The 20,556-nt window shown below is 39.2% G+C and carries 16 protein-coding genes; 10 read left to right on the forward strand and 6 right to left on the reverse strand.

The annotated features are described in order from the left end of the window. Window positions 1–98 precede the first annotated feature (98 nt). The 8 genes from B9T30_RS00610 (at window position 99) to fdx (ending at window position 6,260) form a co-directional block, all read left to right on the forward strand. Window positions 99–746: a hypothetical protein gene (locus B9T30_RS00610; protein WP_086183318.1), complete on the forward strand. Its 648-nt coding sequence runs from the start codon at window positions 99–101 to the stop codon at window positions 744–746. 113 nt (window positions 747–859) lie between these two features. After that, a complete protein-coding gene (locus tag B9T30_RS00615; protein ID WP_004651787.1) occupies window positions 860–1,333 on the forward strand; it encodes an Rrf2 family transcriptional regulator in 474 nt (157 codons plus the stop codon). A gap of 1 nt (window position 1,334) precedes the next feature. Further along, window positions 1,335–2,552 (forward strand): IscS subfamily cysteine desulfurase, encoded by a 1,218-nt coding sequence (locus B9T30_RS00620; protein ID WP_086183319.1) that lies wholly within the window; start codon window positions 1,335–1,337, stop codon window positions 2,550–2,552. 86 nt (window positions 2,553–2,638) lie between these two features. After that, the gene (gene iscU, locus B9T30_RS00625) at window positions 2,639–3,025 is read left to right on the forward strand and encodes a Fe-S cluster assembly scaffold IscU (protein WP_004651785.1); all 387 of its coding nucleotides are present in this window, start codon (window positions 2,639–2,641) and stop codon (window positions 3,023–3,025) included. Window positions 3,026–3,062: 37 nt separating this feature from the next. Further along, the gene (gene iscA / locus B9T30_RS00630) at window positions 3,063–3,383 is read left to right on the forward strand and encodes an iron-sulfur cluster assembly protein IscA (protein WP_004651784.1); all 321 of its coding nucleotides are present in this window, start codon (window positions 3,063–3,065) and stop codon (window positions 3,381–3,383) included. A 108-nt stretch (window positions 3,384–3,491) separates the two neighbouring features. Next, window positions 3,492–4,007, forward strand: a complete 516-nt coding sequence (gene hscB, locus B9T30_RS00635) for a Fe-S protein assembly co-chaperone HscB (RefSeq protein ID WP_086183320.1) — start codon at window positions 3,492–3,494, stop codon at window positions 4,005–4,007. A 38-nt stretch (window positions 4,008–4,045) separates the two neighbouring features. Beyond that, on the forward strand, window positions 4,046–5,908 hold the full coding sequence (gene hscA / locus B9T30_RS00640; protein WP_086183321.1) for a Fe-S protein assembly chaperone HscA: 1,863 nt from the start codon (window positions 4,046–4,048) through the stop codon (window positions 5,906–5,908). Window positions 5,909–5,921: 13 nt separating this feature from the next. After that, window positions 5,922–6,260: an ISC system 2Fe-2S type ferredoxin gene (gene fdx / locus B9T30_RS00645; protein ID WP_074944718.1), complete on the forward strand. Its 339-nt coding sequence runs from the start codon at window positions 5,922–5,924 to the stop codon at window positions 6,258–6,260. 74 nt (window positions 6,261–6,334) lie between these two features. Here the strand turns inward: fdx and B9T30_RS00650 are convergent, their stop codons facing one another. The 5 genes from B9T30_RS00650 to aspA form a co-directional block, all read right to left on the reverse strand. Further along, window positions 6,335–7,795 carry an adenylate/guanylate cyclase domain-containing protein gene (locus tag B9T30_RS00650; RefSeq protein WP_086183322.1) on the reverse strand — a complete coding sequence of 487 codons (1,461 nt, stop codon included), beginning with the start codon at window positions 7,793–7,795 and terminating at the stop codon, window positions 6,335–6,337. A gap of 63 nt (window positions 7,796–7,858) precedes the next feature. Beyond that, window positions 7,859–8,293 carry an HIT domain-containing protein gene (locus tag B9T30_RS00655; protein WP_086163996.1) on the reverse strand — a complete coding sequence of 145 codons (435 nt, stop codon included), beginning with the start codon at window positions 8,291–8,293 and terminating at the stop codon, window positions 7,859–7,861. Between the two features lie 233 nt (window positions 8,294–8,526). Then, on the reverse strand, window positions 8,527–11,985 hold the full coding sequence (gene mfd, locus B9T30_RS00660; RefSeq protein ID WP_086183323.1) for a transcription-repair coupling factor: 3,459 nt from the start codon (window positions 11,983–11,985) through the stop codon (window positions 8,527–8,529). Between the two features lie 143 nt (window positions 11,986–12,128). Next, window positions 12,129–12,482 carry a hypothetical protein gene (locus tag B9T30_RS00665; protein WP_086183699.1) on the reverse strand — a complete coding sequence of 118 codons (354 nt, stop codon included), beginning with the start codon at window positions 12,480–12,482 and terminating at the stop codon, window positions 12,129–12,131. A 148-nt stretch (window positions 12,483–12,630) separates the two neighbouring features. After that, window positions 12,631–14,079, reverse strand: a complete 1,449-nt coding sequence (gene aspA / locus B9T30_RS00670; protein WP_086183324.1) for an aspartate ammonia-lyase — start codon at window positions 14,077–14,079, stop codon at window positions 12,631–12,633. A 458-nt stretch (window positions 14,080–14,537) separates the two neighbouring features. On the opposite strand from aspA, the gene putP reads away from it, so the two are divergent. Next, window positions 14,538–16,049 carry a sodium/proline symporter PutP gene (gene putP, locus B9T30_RS00675; protein ID WP_086183325.1) on the forward strand — a complete coding sequence of 504 codons (1,512 nt, stop codon included), beginning with the start codon at window positions 14,538–14,540 and terminating at the stop codon, window positions 16,047–16,049. Window positions 16,050–16,099: 50 nt separating this feature from the next. On the opposite strand, the gene B9T30_RS00680 is transcribed toward putP, so the two are convergent. Next, the gene (locus tag B9T30_RS00680; RefSeq protein WP_086183326.1) at window positions 16,100–16,591 is read right to left on the reverse strand and encodes an Lrp/AsnC ligand binding domain-containing protein; all 492 of its coding nucleotides are present in this window, start codon (window positions 16,589–16,591) and stop codon (window positions 16,100–16,102) included. A gap of 118 nt (window positions 16,592–16,709) precedes the next feature. Between B9T30_RS00680 and putA the strand changes: the two genes are divergently transcribed. Next, window positions 16,710–20,465 carry a trifunctional transcriptional regulator/proline dehydrogenase/L-glutamate gamma-semialdehyde dehydrogenase gene (gene putA, locus B9T30_RS00685; protein WP_086183327.1) on the forward strand — a complete coding sequence of 1,252 codons (3,756 nt, stop codon included), beginning with the start codon at window positions 16,710–16,712 and terminating at the stop codon, window positions 20,463–20,465. Window positions 20,466–20,556: the final 91 nt, after the last annotated feature.

Below are 20,556 nucleotides of genomic sequence, written 5' to 3' on the forward strand. Positions count from 1 at the left end.
TAAACTGTTCTACAAAGCAAGATTATTATGTATTTGATTAAAGTCCTGAAGTATTTTTACAAGCTAGGATGCTCTATTTCAGGGAAGGATTAAGTTTTATGAGTGAATCGCAACAAAGTCAAAATCAACCACATTTGTTGCTTACAATGACGATGATTGTTTTGGAAACAATTTTTACCTTCATTTTGAAACATGATCGTGTGGTCGGTTTACAAGCTAAAAAGTTTATAGAGCAAAAAGTTTCCATCAAAATTAATAGCTATTTACCTTATTTTGATTTTTATGTTCAATTTACTGAACATGGCATTTTGTTTGACACCAAAGCGCCAGAGCAAGTTGTAGATCTTGATATCCGTACCACGCTGATGGACTTAATTAAAGTTTTTGTTTTGGCGAATCGCCGCAGTATTAAAAAAATGCGGATTGATGGTGATATCACTTTAAAAGATGAATTTCGCGATTTAGCTTTATTGTTTAGTTTGCCAAAAGTTTTATCTGACTGGAAACAATGGTTAACCGAACCAACCGATGAACAAGATATCATTTCCTCAAAAAAACGTATTGCACCCCTGTTAGAAAAAATTGACCAACAACGCTCAACCATTAATAGTTTACATGTGGAAGTAAAACAATATAAGAACCGTATTCGTCGTCTGGAGCAAAAACAGAAAAGAACTAACATTGCATTTATTGTAACCACCGCCCTTTTAATTGCATTATTAGTGTATAATTTATGGCTTGCATAAATATATAATTTTTCTTATAAAATAAAACAAATTAAAGCCTCATAAAAAAACTTGACTATTTTAGTCAGGATTCTTAAAATCGACACATCTAGTCTTAATATGTGTATCGAATCATGCGTCTTACTACTCGCGGTCGCTACGCAGTGACTGCTCTACTTGATTTAGCTTTGCAGCCAACCGAACAAACGATCACGCTTGCTGAAATAGCAGCCCGTCAAACTATTTCTGTGGCTTATCTTGAGCAGTTATTTGCGAAATTAAAGCGTCACGGCTTAGTTTCTAGTGTTCGTGGTGCCAACGGTGGTTACCATCTCGCTCGTAGCGCTGAAGAAATCACTGTGTTAGAAATTATTGAAGCTGTAAACGAAACCGTTGACGCAACACGTTGTGACCATAAAGGTAACTGCCAAAATGGTGCAATGTGCTTAACTCATGATTTATGGCAAGAACTCTCCCACCACATCGCCGATTATTTAGCAAAAATCACGCTGGCAGACCTTGTAGCAAGAGACAACGTGCAAACCGTTGCAATTCGCCAAAATACACCATCATTTGATTCAGCCCTTTTATCGGTTACAGGTATTTGACATGAAACGTCCGATTTATCTTGATTATGCAGCAACAACTCCTGTAGACCCTCAAGTCGCAGAACGTATGATGGAATGCCTAACTTTCGACGGTATTTTCGGTAATGCAGCATCTCGTTCCCATGCTTACGGTTGGCAGGCAGAAGAAAAAGTAGAATATGCACGTGAACAAGTCGCTAATTTAATTAAAGCTGACCCACGTGAAATCGTGTGGACTTCAGGTGCAACTGAATCCGACAACCTTGCATTAAAAGGTGTTGCTCAATTTTATGCCTCTAAAGGCAAACACATTATTACCAGTAAAATTGAACATAAAGCAATTTTAGACACGTGTCGTGAACTCGAAGCAGAAGGCTTTGAAATCACCTATCTTGAGCCAGAGCCAAAGACAGGTTTGATCACAGCTGAAATGGTGAAAGCAGCCATTCGTCCAGATACCGTGCTTGTTTCACTGATGATGGTCAACAACGAAATTGGTACTGTGACTGATGTAGCCGCAATTGGCGAAATCACACGTGCAAATAAAACTTATTTCCATGTCGATGCTGCTCAAGCTGCGGGTAAAGTTGAAATTGATCTTTCAAGCATGAAAGTTGATTTGATGAGTTTTTCAGCACATAAAATTTATGGCCCTAAAGGCATGGGCGCACTTTTTGTACGTCGTAGCCCACGTGTCCGTCTGAAAGCGCAAATGCACGGTGGTGGTCATGAGCGTGGTATGCGTTCAGGTACATTGGCAACGCATCAAATTGTCGGCATGGGTGAAGCATTTGAACTTGCAGGCAAAAACCTAGCGTCTGAACAAAAACGTATTCGTGTATTACGTGACAAACTTTGGAACGGCTTACAAGGTTTAGAACAAGTGTTCTTAAACGGTCATCCTGAATACAATGTTGCAAACTACTTAAACGTAAGTTTTAACTTTGTAGAAGGCGAATCATTGATGATGGCATTGAAAGATGCTGCTGTTTCATCTGGTTCTGCATGCACATCTGCAACACTTGAACCATCTTATGTACTTCGTGCATTAGGTTTGTCTGATGAACTTGCGCACAGTTCGATTCGTTTCAGCTTCGGTACATACACCACCGAAGAAGACATCGACCATGTCCTTGAAATCACCAAAGCAGCTGTAGACAAATTACGTGATCTTTCTCCTCTTTGGGATATGTACAAAGAAGGTATCGATCTCTCTACAGTAGAATGGGCTGAACACTAATTTATTCATGGCATCGCATGGAAATTCCATGCAGATGCCCTCATATTAAATCTTATTAGGCTGACCCCGAGTTTTGGAGACGCATCATGGCTTATAGTGAAAAAGTAATTGATCATTACGAAAACCCTCGTAATGTTGGCGTTTTAGACAAAAATGCTGAAAATGTTGGTACAGGTATGGTCGGTGCACCCGCTTGTGGTGATGTTATGCGCCTTCAAATCCAAGTGGATGATAATGGTGTCATTGAACAAGCACGTTTCAAAACCTATGGTTGTGGATCGGCTATTGCATCAAGTTCGCTTGTTACTGAATGGCTTAAAGGTAAAACTTTAGACCAAGCGCAAGCAATCAAAAACATTGATATTGCCACTGAACTTGCGCTTCCTCCAGTAAAAGTACACTGCTCTGTACTTGCTGAAGATGCAATTAAAGCTGCTGTTGAAGACTACCGCAGCAAAAAAGCTAAAGCTTAATTATTTTAAGTTTTGAATAAGGAATAATGGAGTTTTCATGATTCATTTAACTGAAAATGCTGCAACTCATATCAGCAATTACTTAGAAAATCGCGGTAAGGGTGAAGGCATTCGCGTTGGCGTGAAAACTTCAGGCTGTTCTGGTTTGGCCTATGTACTCGAATTCGTAGATGAAGTTGATACACATGATCAAGTTTTTGAACAGTTTGGTGTTAAGGTTTTCGTTGACCCTAAAAGCAGTGTCTATTTAGAAGGCTTAGAAATGGACTATGTAAAAAATGGTCTAAACGAAGGCTTCGAATTCAACAATCCCAATAAAAAAGGTGAATGTGGTTGTGGTGAATCTTTCACTGTTTAATCAACCTCTTATATTCTCTTTTTAAGCATTAAAACAGTGTACAATACACTGTTTTAATTGCATTTAATTTTCAATTATTTTATAGAACTTTCGCGGATCAAATCTCCCATGAATCATTTTGAGTTGTTCAATCTTCCAGTAGAACTCGATATTGATTTAGCAGTTTTAAAAAATGAATTTTTAAAATTGCAGCAACAATATCACCCCGATAAAGCCGAAGATAAAGATCAAGCGCTCATTAAATCTAGCGAGATCAATCAAGCTTTTAAAGCTCTATCTCAAGTTGATAGTCGTGCGGGATATCTGCTTTCGTTAAAAAAACAAGATCACCTCCTTGATCAATCCATCAGCGATTTTGAATTCTTACAATCTGCACTAGAAATTCGTGAACAACTTGATGAAGCTCGCTCTGCTGACGATTTAATTTCACTTAAAGAAGAAGTCCAACAATGGATTGACAGCTTAGTGCGTGAATTTAAAATTGACTATACTGAAGAAGATTGGGCTGAAGCGCGCGATACAGTGCGAAAATTACGCTTTTTTCAAAAAGTCATGGCTGATATTGACAAAGCTGAAGATCGTTTTTTAGATGATGACTCTTTCGATCTTGATGATGATTTTTAATTTATTTTTACTTTTAGACGTTCAAAGGATGTAACACAATGGCTCTCTTGCAAATTGCAGAACCTGGTCAATCAAGTGCGCCCCATGAACACCGTATTGCTATTGGTATCGACTTAGGTACTACGCACTCTTTAGTGGCTACGGTTCTATCAGGCAAAGCCAAAGTTCTTAACGATGAACAAGGTCGCGTGTTACTCCCATCGATTGTGCACTATGCGGATCAAGCAACTCAATATGGTGATGAAGCAAAAGCGTTCATGATCAGTGACCCACAAAACACCATCGTTTCTGTTAAGCGCTTTATGGGTCGCTCAAAAGCGGATATTAAATTCCAACACCCATATACACTGGTGGGTGAAGACCACCAGATGCCAGCTTTTGAAACCAATCACGGACGTAAAACACCTGTTGAAATTTCAGCTGAAATATTAAAACACTTAAAAGAACGTGCAGAATCAAGTCTACAAAATCCAATTAATGGTGCAGTGATTACTGTTCCTGCTTATTTTGATGAAGCCCAACGCCAAGCAACACGTGATGCGGCTCAATTGGCAGGTTTAAACGTTTTACGCTTACTCAATGAGCCTACTGCTGCTGCGGTCGCTTATGGTTTAGACCAAGAAAGTAACTTAGCTTCTGATCGTAACTATGTTATCTATGATTTAGGTGGTGGTACTTTTGACGTTTCCATCTTGCGTTTTACCCAAGGTGTGTTCGAAGTCCTCGCAACGGGTGGTCATACTGCACTGGGTGGCGATGATTTAGACCGTTTAATTGTTAAATGGGCTAAAAAACAACTCAATATTGAAACGCTAGATAATTCACAACATGTGCATCTTATCGTTGCTGCACGCAAGGCCAAAGAAGCATTAACTGATGCCGAGTCGGTAGAGCTTCATGCCTTAGATCAAGTTTTAACTTTAGATCGTGCAACATTTGAAGACATTATTAAAGTTGCTTTAGACAAAACCATTAGTGTCTGTAAACGTGTAATGCGTGATGCCAAACTTGAGCTAAATGACATTCAAAATGTGGTTTTAGTGGGCGGTTCTACTCGCTCTTATGCGGTACAAAAAGCAGTTCGTGACGTATTTAATCAAGAACCACTGTGCACAATCAATCCTGATGAAGTGGTCGCTATTGGCGCAGCCATTACCGCAGACCAACTGATTGGCAACAGCAAAGATGGTTCATTACTGCTTGACGTTACCCCGCTCTCTTTAGGTTTAGAGACCATGGGCGGCTTGGTTGAGCGCCTAATTTCACGCAACACCGCAATTCCAGTCGCACGTCGTCAAGAGTTTACGACCTATCAAGATGGTCAAACTGCGATGTTGATTCATGTGGTACAAGGTGAACGTGATCTGGTTGAGCACTGTCGTAGCTTAGGTCGCTTTGTCTTACATGGCATTCCACCGATGACTGCGGGTCAAGCACGCATTGAAGTTACCTTCCAAGTCGATGCCGATGGTTTACTGACCGTTTCTGCTAAAGAAACAACGTCGGGTGTGCATGCACAAATTGACATTAAACCGTCGTATGGTTTATCCGATTCTGATACTGAGCGCTTATTGATTGACGGTTTTAAATTTGCTGAAGAGGATAAAAATCTTCGTCACTTACAAGAAACCAAAGTTGAAGCACAGCGTGAATTGGAAGCACTTACACAAGCATTAAAAGTTGATGCAAACTTACTGAGTGCTGAACAATTGGTGGCTTTAGAGCAAACGAAAGTTGAACTCGAACAGCAATTATCAACAACCAACATCGAAGCTATTGAAGAAGCTGTGCAACAACTTAAAATACATAGTGATGCTTTTGCTGCTGCACGCATGAATCAACATATTGATTCTGCACTTAAAGGCACTCAACTCGATGACTGGTCAAACTCACACAAATAAATAGGTAAAAATCATGCCACGTATTAAAGTTCTTCCACATGCGCAAATTTGCCCTAATGGTGCTGAGTTTGAAGTTGAACAAAATGCTAATCTTTGCGAAAGCTTATTGAAAAATGGCATTAAAATTGAACACGCTTGCGATATGTCTGCTGCATGCACAACATGTCATGTTGTCGTTCGTAAAGGCTTTGACAGCTTAGATGAAATGAATGATGTTGAAGCAGACTTACTTGATCGTGCTTGGGGCTTAGAACCTGATTCTCGCCTATCTTGCCAAGTAAAACTGGTCGACGAAGACTTAGAAATTGAAATACCTAAATATACAATCAACCATGCTTCTGAAAATCATTAATTGATTGTATAGGCAATAAAAAACCACGCTATAGCGTGGTTTTTTATTGCCTATACAAGCTAAAACGAATGATTCTAGTGATATTGTTGATCTTTTTCTTCTATCACTTCGTCCTCTAAATTCAATTTTACAATCCCTTGAGCGTTGGTCATTTTTTGCTGTTTTTGTATGCGCTTAATCATTTTTTCTAAAACATTAAGCAGTTCTGGATATTCATAATTTTGAACTTCATCCAGATTCAACAATAAATGAAAACCCTTATACTCATAATCAAACCATCGCTGATAATCCGATTTACGTGAAGTATATTTTTCCATCACCTGCCAAGTATTTACTGGCCCTTGAATACCTTTGAGGGTAATTGGTGCTTTAGGCGCACACAGATAATCATTTTTAATTAAATTATAGGTTTCATCAGAAATTAAAATTTCATCCACCGCAGCAGCACTTTGTAAACGCGCAGCCAAATTTGCATCACGTCCAACAATGGTATATGCCATACGATGAGCTGCACCATAATTCCCGACGTGGCAATAACCTGTACTAATCCCCATACGAATATGTAAAGCGGGATAACCCATTTTAATCCATCGTTCTCTTAATAATTTCATTTGCTGACGCATATCAATTGCCATGTCTAAACAAGTTTTTGCATCTTGTTCAACACCTTGGGAAATAGGATCACCAAAGAAAATTAAAATGGCATCGCCCATAAACTTATCGACAGTTGCTTCATATTGCTTTGCAATTTCAGTCATATGGCTAAGATAGTCATTGAGTAAAAATGCCAAGTCATCTGGAATAAGCGTTTCAGAAAGCTCGGTAAACCCTTGAATATCTGAAAAGAAAATTGTCATTTTTTTTCGTTTATATTCAATTTTAGCTTCAGACTCACCCTTCATAATCGATTGCCACAATTGTACTGGTGCATAACGGCTAAGTTGGTTTGCAAATTCCATATAACGATTCATTTGCTCATAATAATAAGCTTTACGATCGGTAATATGCTGGATTTGACTACGTTGGTAAAAACTCCCCACGCCAAAATAAGTAATTAAGCAAATAAAACCAAGGACAGTTAACTCCCCAGTGGTTTGCTCAAAATACTCACCAAAACCAAAAATAAAAATATTGCACAGATAAAAAATGGCAATGCCAATTAAACTTGCCAGTGACACCATAAGGAATGAAATTTTATTACTGATTGCAGTATATAAAATTGCAAAAAATGAAAGAAAAGTCAGAACCAGATTTAAATGAATAGCCGACAAAAGAACTGAAATAATAACAATATCTATAATAAACAAGACACTGCGTTTTATTTTGGAATTATAACGGTATAGCAGCCAATTTGATAACTTGGGTGTAATCAGTAAAGTAAACAGTAAGAATAAAGGAACATAAATCTGATATTTGGTATCGGATGAAGTGTAGTGATAGACAATCATGAGCAAAGACAACATCACATACCCCATCAAGCGATGGAAATATTCAAATTGTCTAGGCTCTTTTCTAATCCAGTCGTCTAACGGCACTCAAGCACTCCTAGTCCGAGTATTCACACCATATATTCCTTTATGGTTTTAAATGGTTATGAATTAGTCCATACGCCAATCAAATGGCATATCACCTTGACCACGAAGTGCGAGCATTAAAGTTTGACGCATATGCGCAAGGACTTCATTGGTATAAGGAACTGCAGGTGTCCCCCAAACTGGTTTTGGCCAAGCGACATCATTTTGGTAACGCACGACATGATGAAAATGCAACTGTGGCACCATATTGCCTAAAGCTGCAACATTCATTTTATCTGCACGGAATACACGTGCCAGTTGGCTTGATAACCAACTAGATTCACGTAGGAATTGTTCTTGATCGGCCTGACTTAATTCATATAACTCAGTAATACCCGGTACACGCGGAATTAATATGAGCCACGGAAATTGCATATCATTCATTAAACGACATGTTGACAGTGGAAAGTCGCCTACAAAAAAAGTATCTTGAGCAAGTTGTGGATGCAAACTAAACATATCTTTATAAATTATGCAAAATTAGAATGATGGCTAATACTATCACATCCAATGAGACGTGAATATTCTATGCAATGTGTTTCATTACAAATAAACCACTATTTATATTGAGCACCTTAGCCCCTACGAATGTAGTAAATTTCTTTAAAAAATCAAGCATTTCTTGCGAGCTTTTTTGAAATTATGATCAATTTCAAATGTGAGTGCATAATATTTACGCACTCACATTCTCTTTAGTGAATTTCTTTTAATAAACTGACCAATAAATCAGAAATAAATTGAATTCTTTTTTGATAATCTTCCAACATCACCATCACTTTTAAACGTTGCCCACCATCCATACGGAAAAAAGTCGGATGTTTTTGCATCATTTGAATAATACTGATGGCTTGTACTGGAGTATCGGGGGAAAATTCAATATAACCGCCATGCGAACTGATATCGACTTTGGTCATTCCCAACTGCTCTGCTTTCAAACGAATCTGATGCACAGCAAATAATTGCTTCACTGGTTGTGGTGGCACACCAAAACGATCAATCAATTCCATGCGGATGTTATCAAGCTTGTCTTGGCTATCCGTATTACTAATACGTTTATAAAATAATAAGCGTTGGTGCACATCACCCAGATAATCATCTGGAATCAATGCTGGCATATGCAGATTAATTTCAGCCGTTAAAGAAAGTGGCGCATCAAAGTTTGGCGTTTTACCTTTTTGAATGGCTTTAGTCGCCTTCTCTAGCATTTCCATATACAAACTATAACCAATGGCCTGCATTGAACCACTTTGTTGTTCGCCCAACAGTTCACCTGCACCACGAATTTCCAAATCTTCCGTAGCAAGCATAAAGCCTGCACCTAAATTTGATGCACGCTGAATAGCGTCCAGACGTTTTTCTGCATCCCCTTTTAAGCCTTTAATCGAAGGCACAAGCAAGTAAGCATAGGCTTGATGATGTGAACGACCAACACGACCACGCAATTGATGCAATTGTGCTAGACCCAATTTATCCGCACGTTCAATTAAAATGGTATTGGCATTTGGAACATCAATCCCTGTTTCAATAATCGTTGAGCACACCAAAACATTATATTCTTTGTGATAAAACTGCTGCATGACCTGCTCTAACTCACGTTCACGCATTTGTCCATGTGCCACGGCTACACGTGCTTCCGGCACCAATTGACGAATGCTTTCTGCGGCACGCTCAATAGTATCGACTTCATTATGTAAAAAATAAACCTGACCGCCACGAAGTAATTCACGCAGAACGGCTTCCTTAATCGATTCACTGCTATGTTCTTGCACAAAGGTTTTTACTGCCAAACGACGTGCGGGTGGCGTGGCAATAATAGACAAATCACGCATCCCACTAAATGCCATATTTAAGGTACGCGGAATTGGCGTTGCAGTCAGTGTAAGCATATCGACATCTGCACGCATGGCTTTAATACGTTCTTTGTCACGCACACCAAAGCGATGTTCCTCATCGACAATCATTAAACCTAAGTTTTTAAATTGAATACTTTCCTGCAAAATTTTGTGTGTTCCAATCACAATATCAACTTTACCATCGGCTAAGTCTTCAATCGTTTTTACATGCGATTTGTTGGAACCAAAACGAGATAGCACTTCAATCCGAATTGGCCAATCCGCAAAACGGTCTTTAAACGATTCATAATGCTGCTGCGCAAGTAAAGTGGTCGGTACTAAAACTGCCACTTGTTTATTGTTTTGCACCGCTAAAAATGCAGCCCGCATGGCAACTTCAGTCTTACCAAAACCCACATCACCACAGACAAGGCGATCCATGGGTTTTGCCAGTTGCATATCGTGTAATGTTGCATCAATAGCATTGGCTTGATCTAAGGTTTCTTCATAAGCAAAACCACTGGCAAATTGCATATATGGACTTTGTTCAAGTTCAAAAGCAAAACCGGGTTTGGCTTGACGACGCGCTTGAATATGTAATAGTTCAGCCGCGACATCATGAATTTGTTCCAAGGCTTTACGCTTTGCTTTATTCCAAGTATCCGTACCTAATTTATGTAAAGGCGCTAAATCAGGATCACCGCCACTATAACGACTAATCAGATGTAAATTGGTAACAGGAACATATACTTTGGCTGCATCAGCGTAATCAAGCTGTAAAAACTCATGGTCTTGATCATCAATGCTTAAGGTGACCAAACCTGCATAACGCCCCACGCCATAATCAATATGCACCACAGGTGCACCAATACTCAGCTCCGTTAAACTACGGATTAAAAATTCTTCGGAGACTTCCTGCTGACGTTTACGACGGCGTTGTACCACACGATGTTCATACAGCTGATTTTCAGAAATTACCGTGAGGTAATTAGGAATTACTAAACCACGATCCAGTGGTGCACTGGTAATTGCAATGGCATGTAATGATTTTCTAAAGTCAGCAAAATTTTCCACATTGGGGATATCCCCAAGCGTTGGTCGTAACGCATCTTTTAAAGTTTCACGGCGGCCAGCACTTTCAGCAACCAAAAGAACGGGATGATTGGCAGCATCAATATACTTTTTAACCGCTGAAAAAGGTTTTTCTTGTTTTGGATCAACAGGCAAACGTGGAGGCAATTCAGTGTTCAGATTCAGAACACCTGTTTTTTCTACAAATTCTTCTGATGATGCAATCACTCTGGCAAAGTGGTTGAGTTGTTCTAAGACCTGATTGGGTTGTAAGAAAATTTCCTCTGGCGATAAAATAGGATGATCAACATTATGACGACGATCTTCATAACGTCGCATGACATCCTGCCAGAAGCTGCTTAATCCTTCATCCAAATACTTATCTGTAATGACAATGCCATTCTTTGGTAAGTACGCCATAAGCGTACTTTGTGCTGCCATGGCTTGTTTACTAAAGAATAAAGGAAAATAAAACTCAAGCCCGGGAGATGCAATACCCTCTAAAACATCTTGATAAACTGGATTTTTCTTTGGATTTGCAGTCGGAAAACTTTCTGCATAACGATCACGGAAAATCGCACGCCCTTCTTTAAGTGGGAATTCTTTGGCGGGTAATACTGAAAACTGGGTTAAGTTTTGCGTTGTTCTTTGTGTTTCAGGATCAAAGAACTTTAAACTCTCAATTTCATCATCAAATAAATCTATCCGAATAGGTGCACTTTGCCCAGATGCATAGATATCCATAATGCTGCCACGTACGGCAAATTCACCATGATCATAAACGGTATCAACCAAATGATAGCCCGCTTGCACCAAGCGAAGTTTTTGTTGTTCTAATTCAAATTTTTGACCGACTTTAATATCAAAATGTTCACCCAACACCCACGACGTTGGTGCGACCCGTTGCACTAAGGTCGATGCAGACAAAAGCAACACACCCGATTGTGGCATATTCGATAAAATCGACAACCGTTCTGACACAATATCTTGATGTGGAGATAAACGGTCATACGGTAAAATTTCCCAGTCTGGGAAAATAGTCGGTTTTATGCCATAAAACTCTAATTCACTTTCCAACTGCCCTAAGTGCTGATTATTTTTAGCAACAACAATAAATAATTGCTTACTTTGCGTCGCAATTTCTTTGAACAACAAAGATGCAGATGAGCCTTGTAAATTACCGACCCAGCGTTTCTCGCCTGCTTTTAATTGTTGCAGATTTAGTTGGGAAATTTCTTGTTGGAACATGTATATAGCTTTTGGTCTAAATCACATAAGTAATATATTAGCATGTGTAATTTTTCGGTTGAGTTATTTTTATATTCGACGCAATTTTTTACCCAAATCCTTTTAGATGTTTAAGATCTCATTGACTCAAATTCTATTTTTTATTATTTGTCGCGCAAAAAAATTCGATAATAGTCATTTAACTTTTTAATCATCTGCTTCAGCTGCAATAAATTTTCTTCAGTATTGCCTAAACGTGCTACAAAGCGTTGATTGGCAATTTCAAGATCAATTTTTTCATTGATAATCATCGCAGTGAAATACAGTTTTTTTAAATCGTCAAAATGACTTAATTTCCGATTTGAAAAATAAGCCAAGCGTTCTGAAAGTTCATTGACCACAATACCATCGACGATATAGCCCTGCACTTGATCAAACTGGATATGATGTTCTTTTAAAAACAGTTGTTCAGCAGATTCTTTTGAACTTTTAAACAGTCCAGCGAGTTTATTCAACATAAGCATTACAAATATTAAAAATCCAACCTATTTTAACCTGAGCTAAGGTCTATGCACGACTATTTTCCATCAAAAAGGGAGTAACTTAAGTCACTCCCCCTTTATCACCACTCAATCACGACTTCAGGATTAATTTTGCACCCAAAACTTAGCTTACCTGTGCTAAAGACTCTTGTACTGCTGTAACTTCTGAAACCAAATTACTAAATGAAAATATTTCATCTAACTGCTCTTGAGTCAGTAACGCTTGCTCTAAAACCACTTGTTGAATAGTTTTATTTTCAGCAATACATTGCTTACCAATTTCATCACATTTAGCATGACCTAAAATAGGATCCAATAAAGTGACAATACCCACACTCCGCATGACCGCGTCATAACAGACTTGTTCGTTGGCCTGAATGCCTTGAATACATTTATCATCTAAGCTTTTAACCGATTGTGTGAGTAATTCAATTGATTCATTAATTGCAATAGCAATGACGGGTTCCATGACATTTAACTGTAATTGTCCTGCTTCCGCAGCCAGTGTTACCGTTAAATCATTGCCAATCACTCGATATGCAATTTGGTTAACCACTTCAGGAATCACTGGATTAATTTTTGCAGGCATAATGGATGAGCCTGCTTGTAATTCAGGTAAACGTATTTCAGCTAAACCCGTACGTGGCCCAGAACTTAATAGCCGTAAATCATTACAGATTTTTGAAAGTTTAACTGCAAGGCGCTTCAGCGTACTGGATAAAATAATAAACACACCACAGTCACTGGTCGCTTCAACATAGTCTTCTGCGCCAATTAAATTCAAACCCGTAATTTTATTTAAAGCTTGAACGGCTTCATACGCATAACCCTTAGGTGTATTTATGCCTGTGCCAATGGCTGTCGCACCTAAATTCACTTCCAATAAAAACTCACGTGTATGCTGAATCAAACGTATATCTTCTTTTAATAAGGTCGCAAAAGCACGAAACTCTTGCCCCAGCGTCATTGGAACGGCATCTTGTAATTGAGTTCGCCCCATTTTTAAAACAAATTGAAATTCTGCAACCTTTATATGTAATGTATCAATCAATTTTTGGATCTGACTTAACAGATCATCCAAACTATAATAGGTCGCTAAACGCAAAGCCGTCGGATAGACATCATTGGTCGATTGCGATTTATTCACATGATCATTGGGATGAATATGTTCATATTGACCTTTCTGAAAACCTAAATGTTCTAAAGCAATATTCGCCAACACTTCATTGCTGTTCATATTAATTGATGTTCCTGCACCCCCTTGATAAACATCTAGGGGAAAAGCAGTACTCCATTTCTCTGGAAACTCAATTAATTCATTACACGCAAACTGTATGGCTTGGCTCACTTGTTCAGAAATTTTGGTAAATTTCAAATTGGTTTGTGCTGAAGCCTTTTTGACTTGCGCCAGAGCACGAATAAAATGAGGATGAGTTCCTACTTTTTGATTAGAGATTTGAAAATTCTCTAAAGCACGTAAAGTATGAATACCGTAATAGCATGCTGCTGGAACTTCTTTCGCTCCTAATAAATCACGCTCTATTCTTGTATGATCGAGTTGAACCGTAGACACTTTAAATATACTCACATTTTATGCACTAGAATTGTGCAATATAAGAAACTCTAAACCTTTGCTTTATTTTGAATACAGTAAAAAGATATCTATTAAGCAATACTCAATAATCAAGTACATTCATTTTGTAGCGACTGTAACAACTTGTAATATTGTTGGTTATATTCAATTTTTCTCATTAAAAATGAAACTCAGAAATCTTTTTAGACTGATTCTAAATTTACAGTAATTAAATATGCTCAAAAGAGGAATGGCATTTAGCATCATGTTTATAATCTTTTCATTTTATAATCTTTTCTCCAATTGTATCTGGAAATACATTTCGCTACATAAAATCACTATAATTACTCTAGAAATGTAACAGTAAGTAATTTTGATTTTATGATTGAATCAGCTCCTCGCTATTGCAGCTCAAAAAATCATCTCGGATTGATGATTTCAGGACAAAGGATGGGCATATGAGTCAAGTGAACCCCACATTAATCACCTTTATTTTTTACATTGTCGCAATGGTCGGTATTGGCTTATATGCCTACAAGGCTACAACGGATTTCTCAGATTACATTCTCGGTGGACGTAGTCTTGGAAGCGTAGTGACAGCACTTTCTGCAGGTGCTTCTGACATGAGCGGCTGGTTGCTTATGGGCTTACCAGGAGCAATTTATTTATCTGGTTTATCTGAGGCATGGATTGCCATTGGTCTAATTATTGGCGCATGGTTAAACTGGCTTTTGGTAGCTGGACGTTTACGTGTTCATACCGAAATTCAAAATAATGCACTAACACTACCAGATTATTTCACTGGTCGTTTTGGTGATAAGAAACGTGTGCTACGTATTATTTCTGCATTTGTTATTTTAATCTTCTTTGCCATTTATTGTGCTTCAGGCATGGTTGCTGGTGCACGTTTATTCGAAAGCCTTTTCGGATGGGATTACACAACTGCACTTTGGATTGGTGCAATCGCTACAATCTCTTATGTTTGTATCGGTGGCTTCCTTGCAATCAGTTGGACAGATACATTCCAAGCAGGCTTAATGATCTTTGCTTTGTTGCTGACACCAGTCATTACTTATTTAGCAATTGATGATCATAACCAACAATTTGGCTTATTGCTTGAGGCTGCTCGCCCACAAGCGATGAACATGCTTGAGGGTTTAAGTACTGTTGCAATTTTATCTTCAATGGCATGGGGTTTAGGCTATTTTGGTCAACCACATATCCTTGTGCGCTTTATGGCAGCAGACTCCGTTAAAACGATTCCTGCCGCACGTCGCATTGGTATGACATGGATGATCTTATGTCTTGGTGGCGCGGTTGCTGCAGGCTTCATTGGGATTGCATACTTCCAGCAACACCCTGAATTTGCATCAGCTATTTCTCAAAACCCTGAAACCATCTTCATAGAATTGACTAAACTTTTATTCAACCCATGGGTGGCAGGTATTATTCTTGCGGCAATTCTTGCAGCAGTGATGAGTACGTTAAGCTGTCAACTTCTCGTCTGTTCTAGTACTTTAACTGAAGACTTGTACAAAGGATTTATCCGTAAAAACGCGTCTCAAAAAGAATTAGTTTGGATCGGTCGTTTAATGGTTGCATGTATTGCCATCTTGGCAATTATGATTGCAAGCAATCCGAACAGTAAGGTTTTAGGCTTAGTCTCCTATGCATGGGCAGGTTTCGGTGCTGCATTTGGCCCACTCATCATCCTATCTTTGTTCTGGAAGCGTATGACTTTAAACGGCGCAATTGTCGGAATTCTTGTCGGCGCTGTAACCGTTATTTTGTGGAAAAACACTATGGCGAGTACTGGACTATATGAAATTATTCCAGGCTTTATCTTGTCATTCATCAGTATCGTTGTTGTGAGCCTCCTTGGCAAAGCACCTGAAAAAGATGTAGTTGAGCGTTTTGAACAAGCAGATGCTATTTACAAACGAGAAATGGCTTCCTTGAAGAGCAAATAATTTGGGCTTCACTGTCGTATAAATAAAGGGGCTTATCGCCCCTTTATTTTTTATCTTTGTTTTTTGATTTTAAGATTTAATTTAGAACTTTCTTTTATAACTTCCATGACTGGATAACTTCGGGTCTCTTTTACCCCAGGAAGTCGCCACAATACCTGTCCCGAAATTCTGCGGAATTCTTCCATATTGGCACAGCGAATTTTCACCACAAAATCAAAGCCGCCACTAATCATATGACATTCCACAATTTCTGGATATTGCATCACGGCATCAGAAAATTCCTCCAAAACATTCGGTGTGGTTTTATCCAATAAAATTTCCACAAAAACCACAAAACTGGCATTCAGCATTTCAGGATTTAGCTTTGCTTCATAACCCAAAACAAAGCCATCTTTCGTCAATTTTTGCACCCGTGCCAAAGCAGCAGTCGCTGACAAATTAACCGTTTCAGCCAGTTTTATATTTGAAATTCGACCATCATTTTGCAGAATATCTAAAATTTTGATATCCGTTCTGTCCAAAGTAAAAATCGGGCTTGTCATCTGAATTATTCTCTAAAATGAATAAAGATTATAGTGAGTTATTCGGTCTTATTTCTGTAATCATAAATTATGTAAGGTATTTTACTCAACAAAAATTTGCTCGGTACAGGACGTTGGCATGAATACAATAGAAACTTCTCCCCTTCATGATGAGGCAAAACCTCACTACGAATATATTACGCTTTTCAAAGAAAAAAGTGCTTATGAATCAGAGATAAACACTGCTTGGCGTCGCGCCGAATCCGAATGTGTTGAGAATCTACTTGAGCATAGCAAAATTCCAGATGAATTAAATACGCGTATTCAAGATTTAGCTTTTAACCTGGCACATACTTTACGTGAACGTAAAAGTTCTTCAGGTAAAGCAGGTATTGTACAAGGCTTATTGCAAGAGTTCTCTTTATCTTCGCAAGAAGGTATTGCACTGATGTGTTTGGCTGAAGCCTTGCTACGGATTCCAGATAGTGCAACACGTGATTTGCTCATTCGTGACAAAATTAATCAAGGCAACTGGAAAGAACACCTTGGTCAAAGTAACCTAATGTTTGTCAATGCCGCAGCTTGGGGCTTGATGTTAACAGGTATGCTGATGGAAACACCAAAGCAAACCAGCTTATCAAGCTTATTGACTGGCTTATTAGCACGTAGTGGTCGCGGTGTAATCCGTAAAGCTGTTGACGTGGCTATGCGTATGATGGGTGAACAGTTTGTTACTGGCGAAACCATCAAAGAAGCTCTAGGCAATGCAGAACGTCTAGAAGACAAAGGTTTCCGCTATTCATACGACATGCTGGGTGAAGCCGCACTGACTGAACATGATGCTGAACGTTATTATCAAGATTATAGCGATGCCATTCATGCCATTGGTAAAGCGTCAAAAGACAAAGACGTTTACAACGGCCCCGGTATCTCCATCAAACTTTCTGCTTTACACCCACGTTACCAACGTTCACAAGTAGAACGTGTTCACAACGAACTTTATGGCAAAGTACTTGAGTTAGCGCGCTTGGCTAAAGGCTACAACATTGGGCTAAACATTGATGCTGAAGAATCTGAGCGTTTAGAAATTTCTTTAGAACTTCTAGAGCGCCTATGTTTTGAACCGACACTTGCTGATTGGAAAGGCATTGGTTTTGTCATTCAGGCCTACCAAAAACGCTGTTTCTACGTGGTCGACTATGTAGTTGATTTAGCAAAACGTAGCCAAAAACGCCTGATGATTCGTCTAGTAAAAGGCGCATACTGGGACAGCGAAATCAAGAAAGCACAAATTGAAGGTATGAGTGACTACCCTGTATTTACACGTAAAGTGCATACAGACTTGTCATATATTGCATGTGCGAAAAAGCTGTTGGCTGCACCAGATCAAATTTACCCACAATTTGCGACACATAATGCTCAGACTGTTGCCACAATTTATCAATTGGCAAACCCTGAGAAATATTATGTAGGTCAATACGAATTCCAATGCTTACACGGTATGGGTGAGCCACTTTATGAACAAGTGGTCGGTCCCAAGTCTGAAAAAAAATTGGATATTCCTTGCCGTATTTACGCACCAGTAGGTACTCATGAAACTTTATTGGCTTACTTAGTCCGTCGTTTATTAGAAAATGGTGCCAATACATCATTCGTAAACCGTATTGCTGATAAAACCCTACAGATTCAAGATTTAATCGAAAATCCACGCGAAACGATTCTAACATCTGCGAAGCAAGAACAATCTGTTGGCTTAAAACACCCTGCGATTCCGTTACCACAGAATTTATATGGTGCATTACGTCCAAACTCATTAGGCGTAGATTTAGCAAATGATAGTGATCTAATTAATTTAGACACAACAGTACAAAATTTATTGCAACAGCAATGGACTGCTCAGCCAATGGGTCCAAACTTAGCTGACATTACTGCTGCTACGGAACTGACGGTAAACAATCCTGCTCAACACAACAATGTTGTAGGTACAGTAAAAGAAGCTTCAGCTGAACAGGTCAACCAAGCCTTGACCAATGCTACAAATGCACAAGCAGCTTGGATAAATACACCAAAAAATGAACGTGCTGCATGCCTAAATCGTGCTGCCGACCTTATGGAAAGCCGTATCCAAGAGCTTATGGTCTTGCTATGCCGTGAAAGTGGTAAAACCTATGCCAACGCGATTGCTGAAGTGCGTGAAGCAGTTGATTTCTTACGTTATTACGCTGCTCAGGGCATTAACTTACCAACAACTGCACAAATTGAGTCATTAGGTACAGTATTGTGTATTAGCCCATGGAACTTCCCACTGGCTATTTTTAGCGGTCAAATTTCAGCAGCATTGGTTGCGGGTAACACCGTTATTGCAAAACCTGCTGAGCAAACTCCGCTTATTGCTGCCCTTGCAATTCAAATGCTTTGGGAAGCGGGTGTTCCAGAAGCTGTGGTACAGTTAATTCCGGGTCGTGGTGAAACTGTGGGTGCACAATTAAGTGCCGACTCTCGTATCCAAGGCATTATGTTTACAGGTTCGACTGAAGTCGCAAAAATTCTTCAGAAAACAGTCGCTAAACGCCTAAGCACATCTGGTCAACCTATTCCGTTAATTGCGGAAACGGGTGGTCAAAATGCGATGATTGTCGACTCATCTGCATTAACCGAACAAGTGGTTTTAGATGTTGTCAGCTCGGCTTATGACAGTGCTGGTCAACGTTGTTCGGCCTTACGTATTCTTTGCGTACAAGAAGACAATGCCGAAAGCGTTATTCATATGCTAAAAGGTGCAATGCAACAGTTAAATGTAGGCAATCCTGCATTATTAAAAACTGACATTGGCCCTGTAATTGATCTAGAAGCAAAAACCAATATCCAAAACCACATTGAAAAAATGCGTGCCAAAGGATATGCCGTTCATCAATTCATGCATAACGACAATGCAGATATGAACCTGACTCAAGGTACATTCATTCCACCTACGTTGATTGAATTACCAAACTTAAATGATCTTGAACGTGAAGTCTTTGGTCCTGTATTACACGTAATCCGCTATCCTCAAGGTAATGTAAAAGCTGTAGTAGATCAAATCAACGCAAAAGGTTACGGCTTAACCATGGGTCTTCACACACGTATTGATGAAACAATTCAAACTGTGATTAGCCATTCTGAAGTGGGTAACTTGTATATCAACCGCAACATCGTTGGTGCTGTTGTAGGCGTTCAACCCTTTGGTGGTGAAGGTTTATCAGGTACTGGCCCTAAAGCGGGTGGTCCATTATACCTCTATCGCTTAATGCAAGAATGTAGTGCCAAACAATTAAGCACACCATTTGCGACAGGCAAAGTGTTACAGCAAGCGCCACAAAATGTGGTGTATGAGCAATTCAGTGCTTGGGTAAAACAACAGTTCACACAAGTTAAATTGCCTCAATTGCCTGCACTTGCTTCTGGTCAGGTCTATGAATTAAATGGCCCTACAGGAGAAAGCAACCAATATACGATTGTTGCACGTCACTGCGTATTGTCGCTTGCTGAACAAGAACAGGATCAATTGACTCAACTCAATGCAATTTTTGCCGTGGGTAGCAAAGCTGCGGTTTTAGCAGACAATATATTTGCTCTGAAATACATGTCTTCTATGCCAAAGGTAGTAGCACAACAATTCAAAATTATTCAAAGCATTGCAACAGGTAATTTTGATGCGGTACTCCATCACGGTACGACAGCACAATTGCTTGAGTTACAAAACACGATTGCACAGCGTCAAGGCGCAATTGTGGGAATCACACACTTGCAACCTGCTGAACAAGAGATTCCTGTTGAACGTCTAGTCATTGAGCGTGCCATTAGTATTAATACTGCGGCAGCAGGAGGAAATGCCAGCCTAATGACACTAACGTAAAGCTAAAAATAAACATTTAGCTCCCCTATAACAAAATAGCTTTTTCCTTTTCAGCCAAGTCAACGACTCCCTAATCCTGTTGACTTGGCTA

The sequence above is a fragment of the Acinetobacter sp. ANC 4973 genome, from assembly GCF_002135275.1.
In the GTDB taxonomy this organism is placed as follows: Bacteria; Pseudomonadota; Gammaproteobacteria; order Pseudomonadales; family Moraxellaceae; genus Acinetobacter; species Acinetobacter kyonggiensis.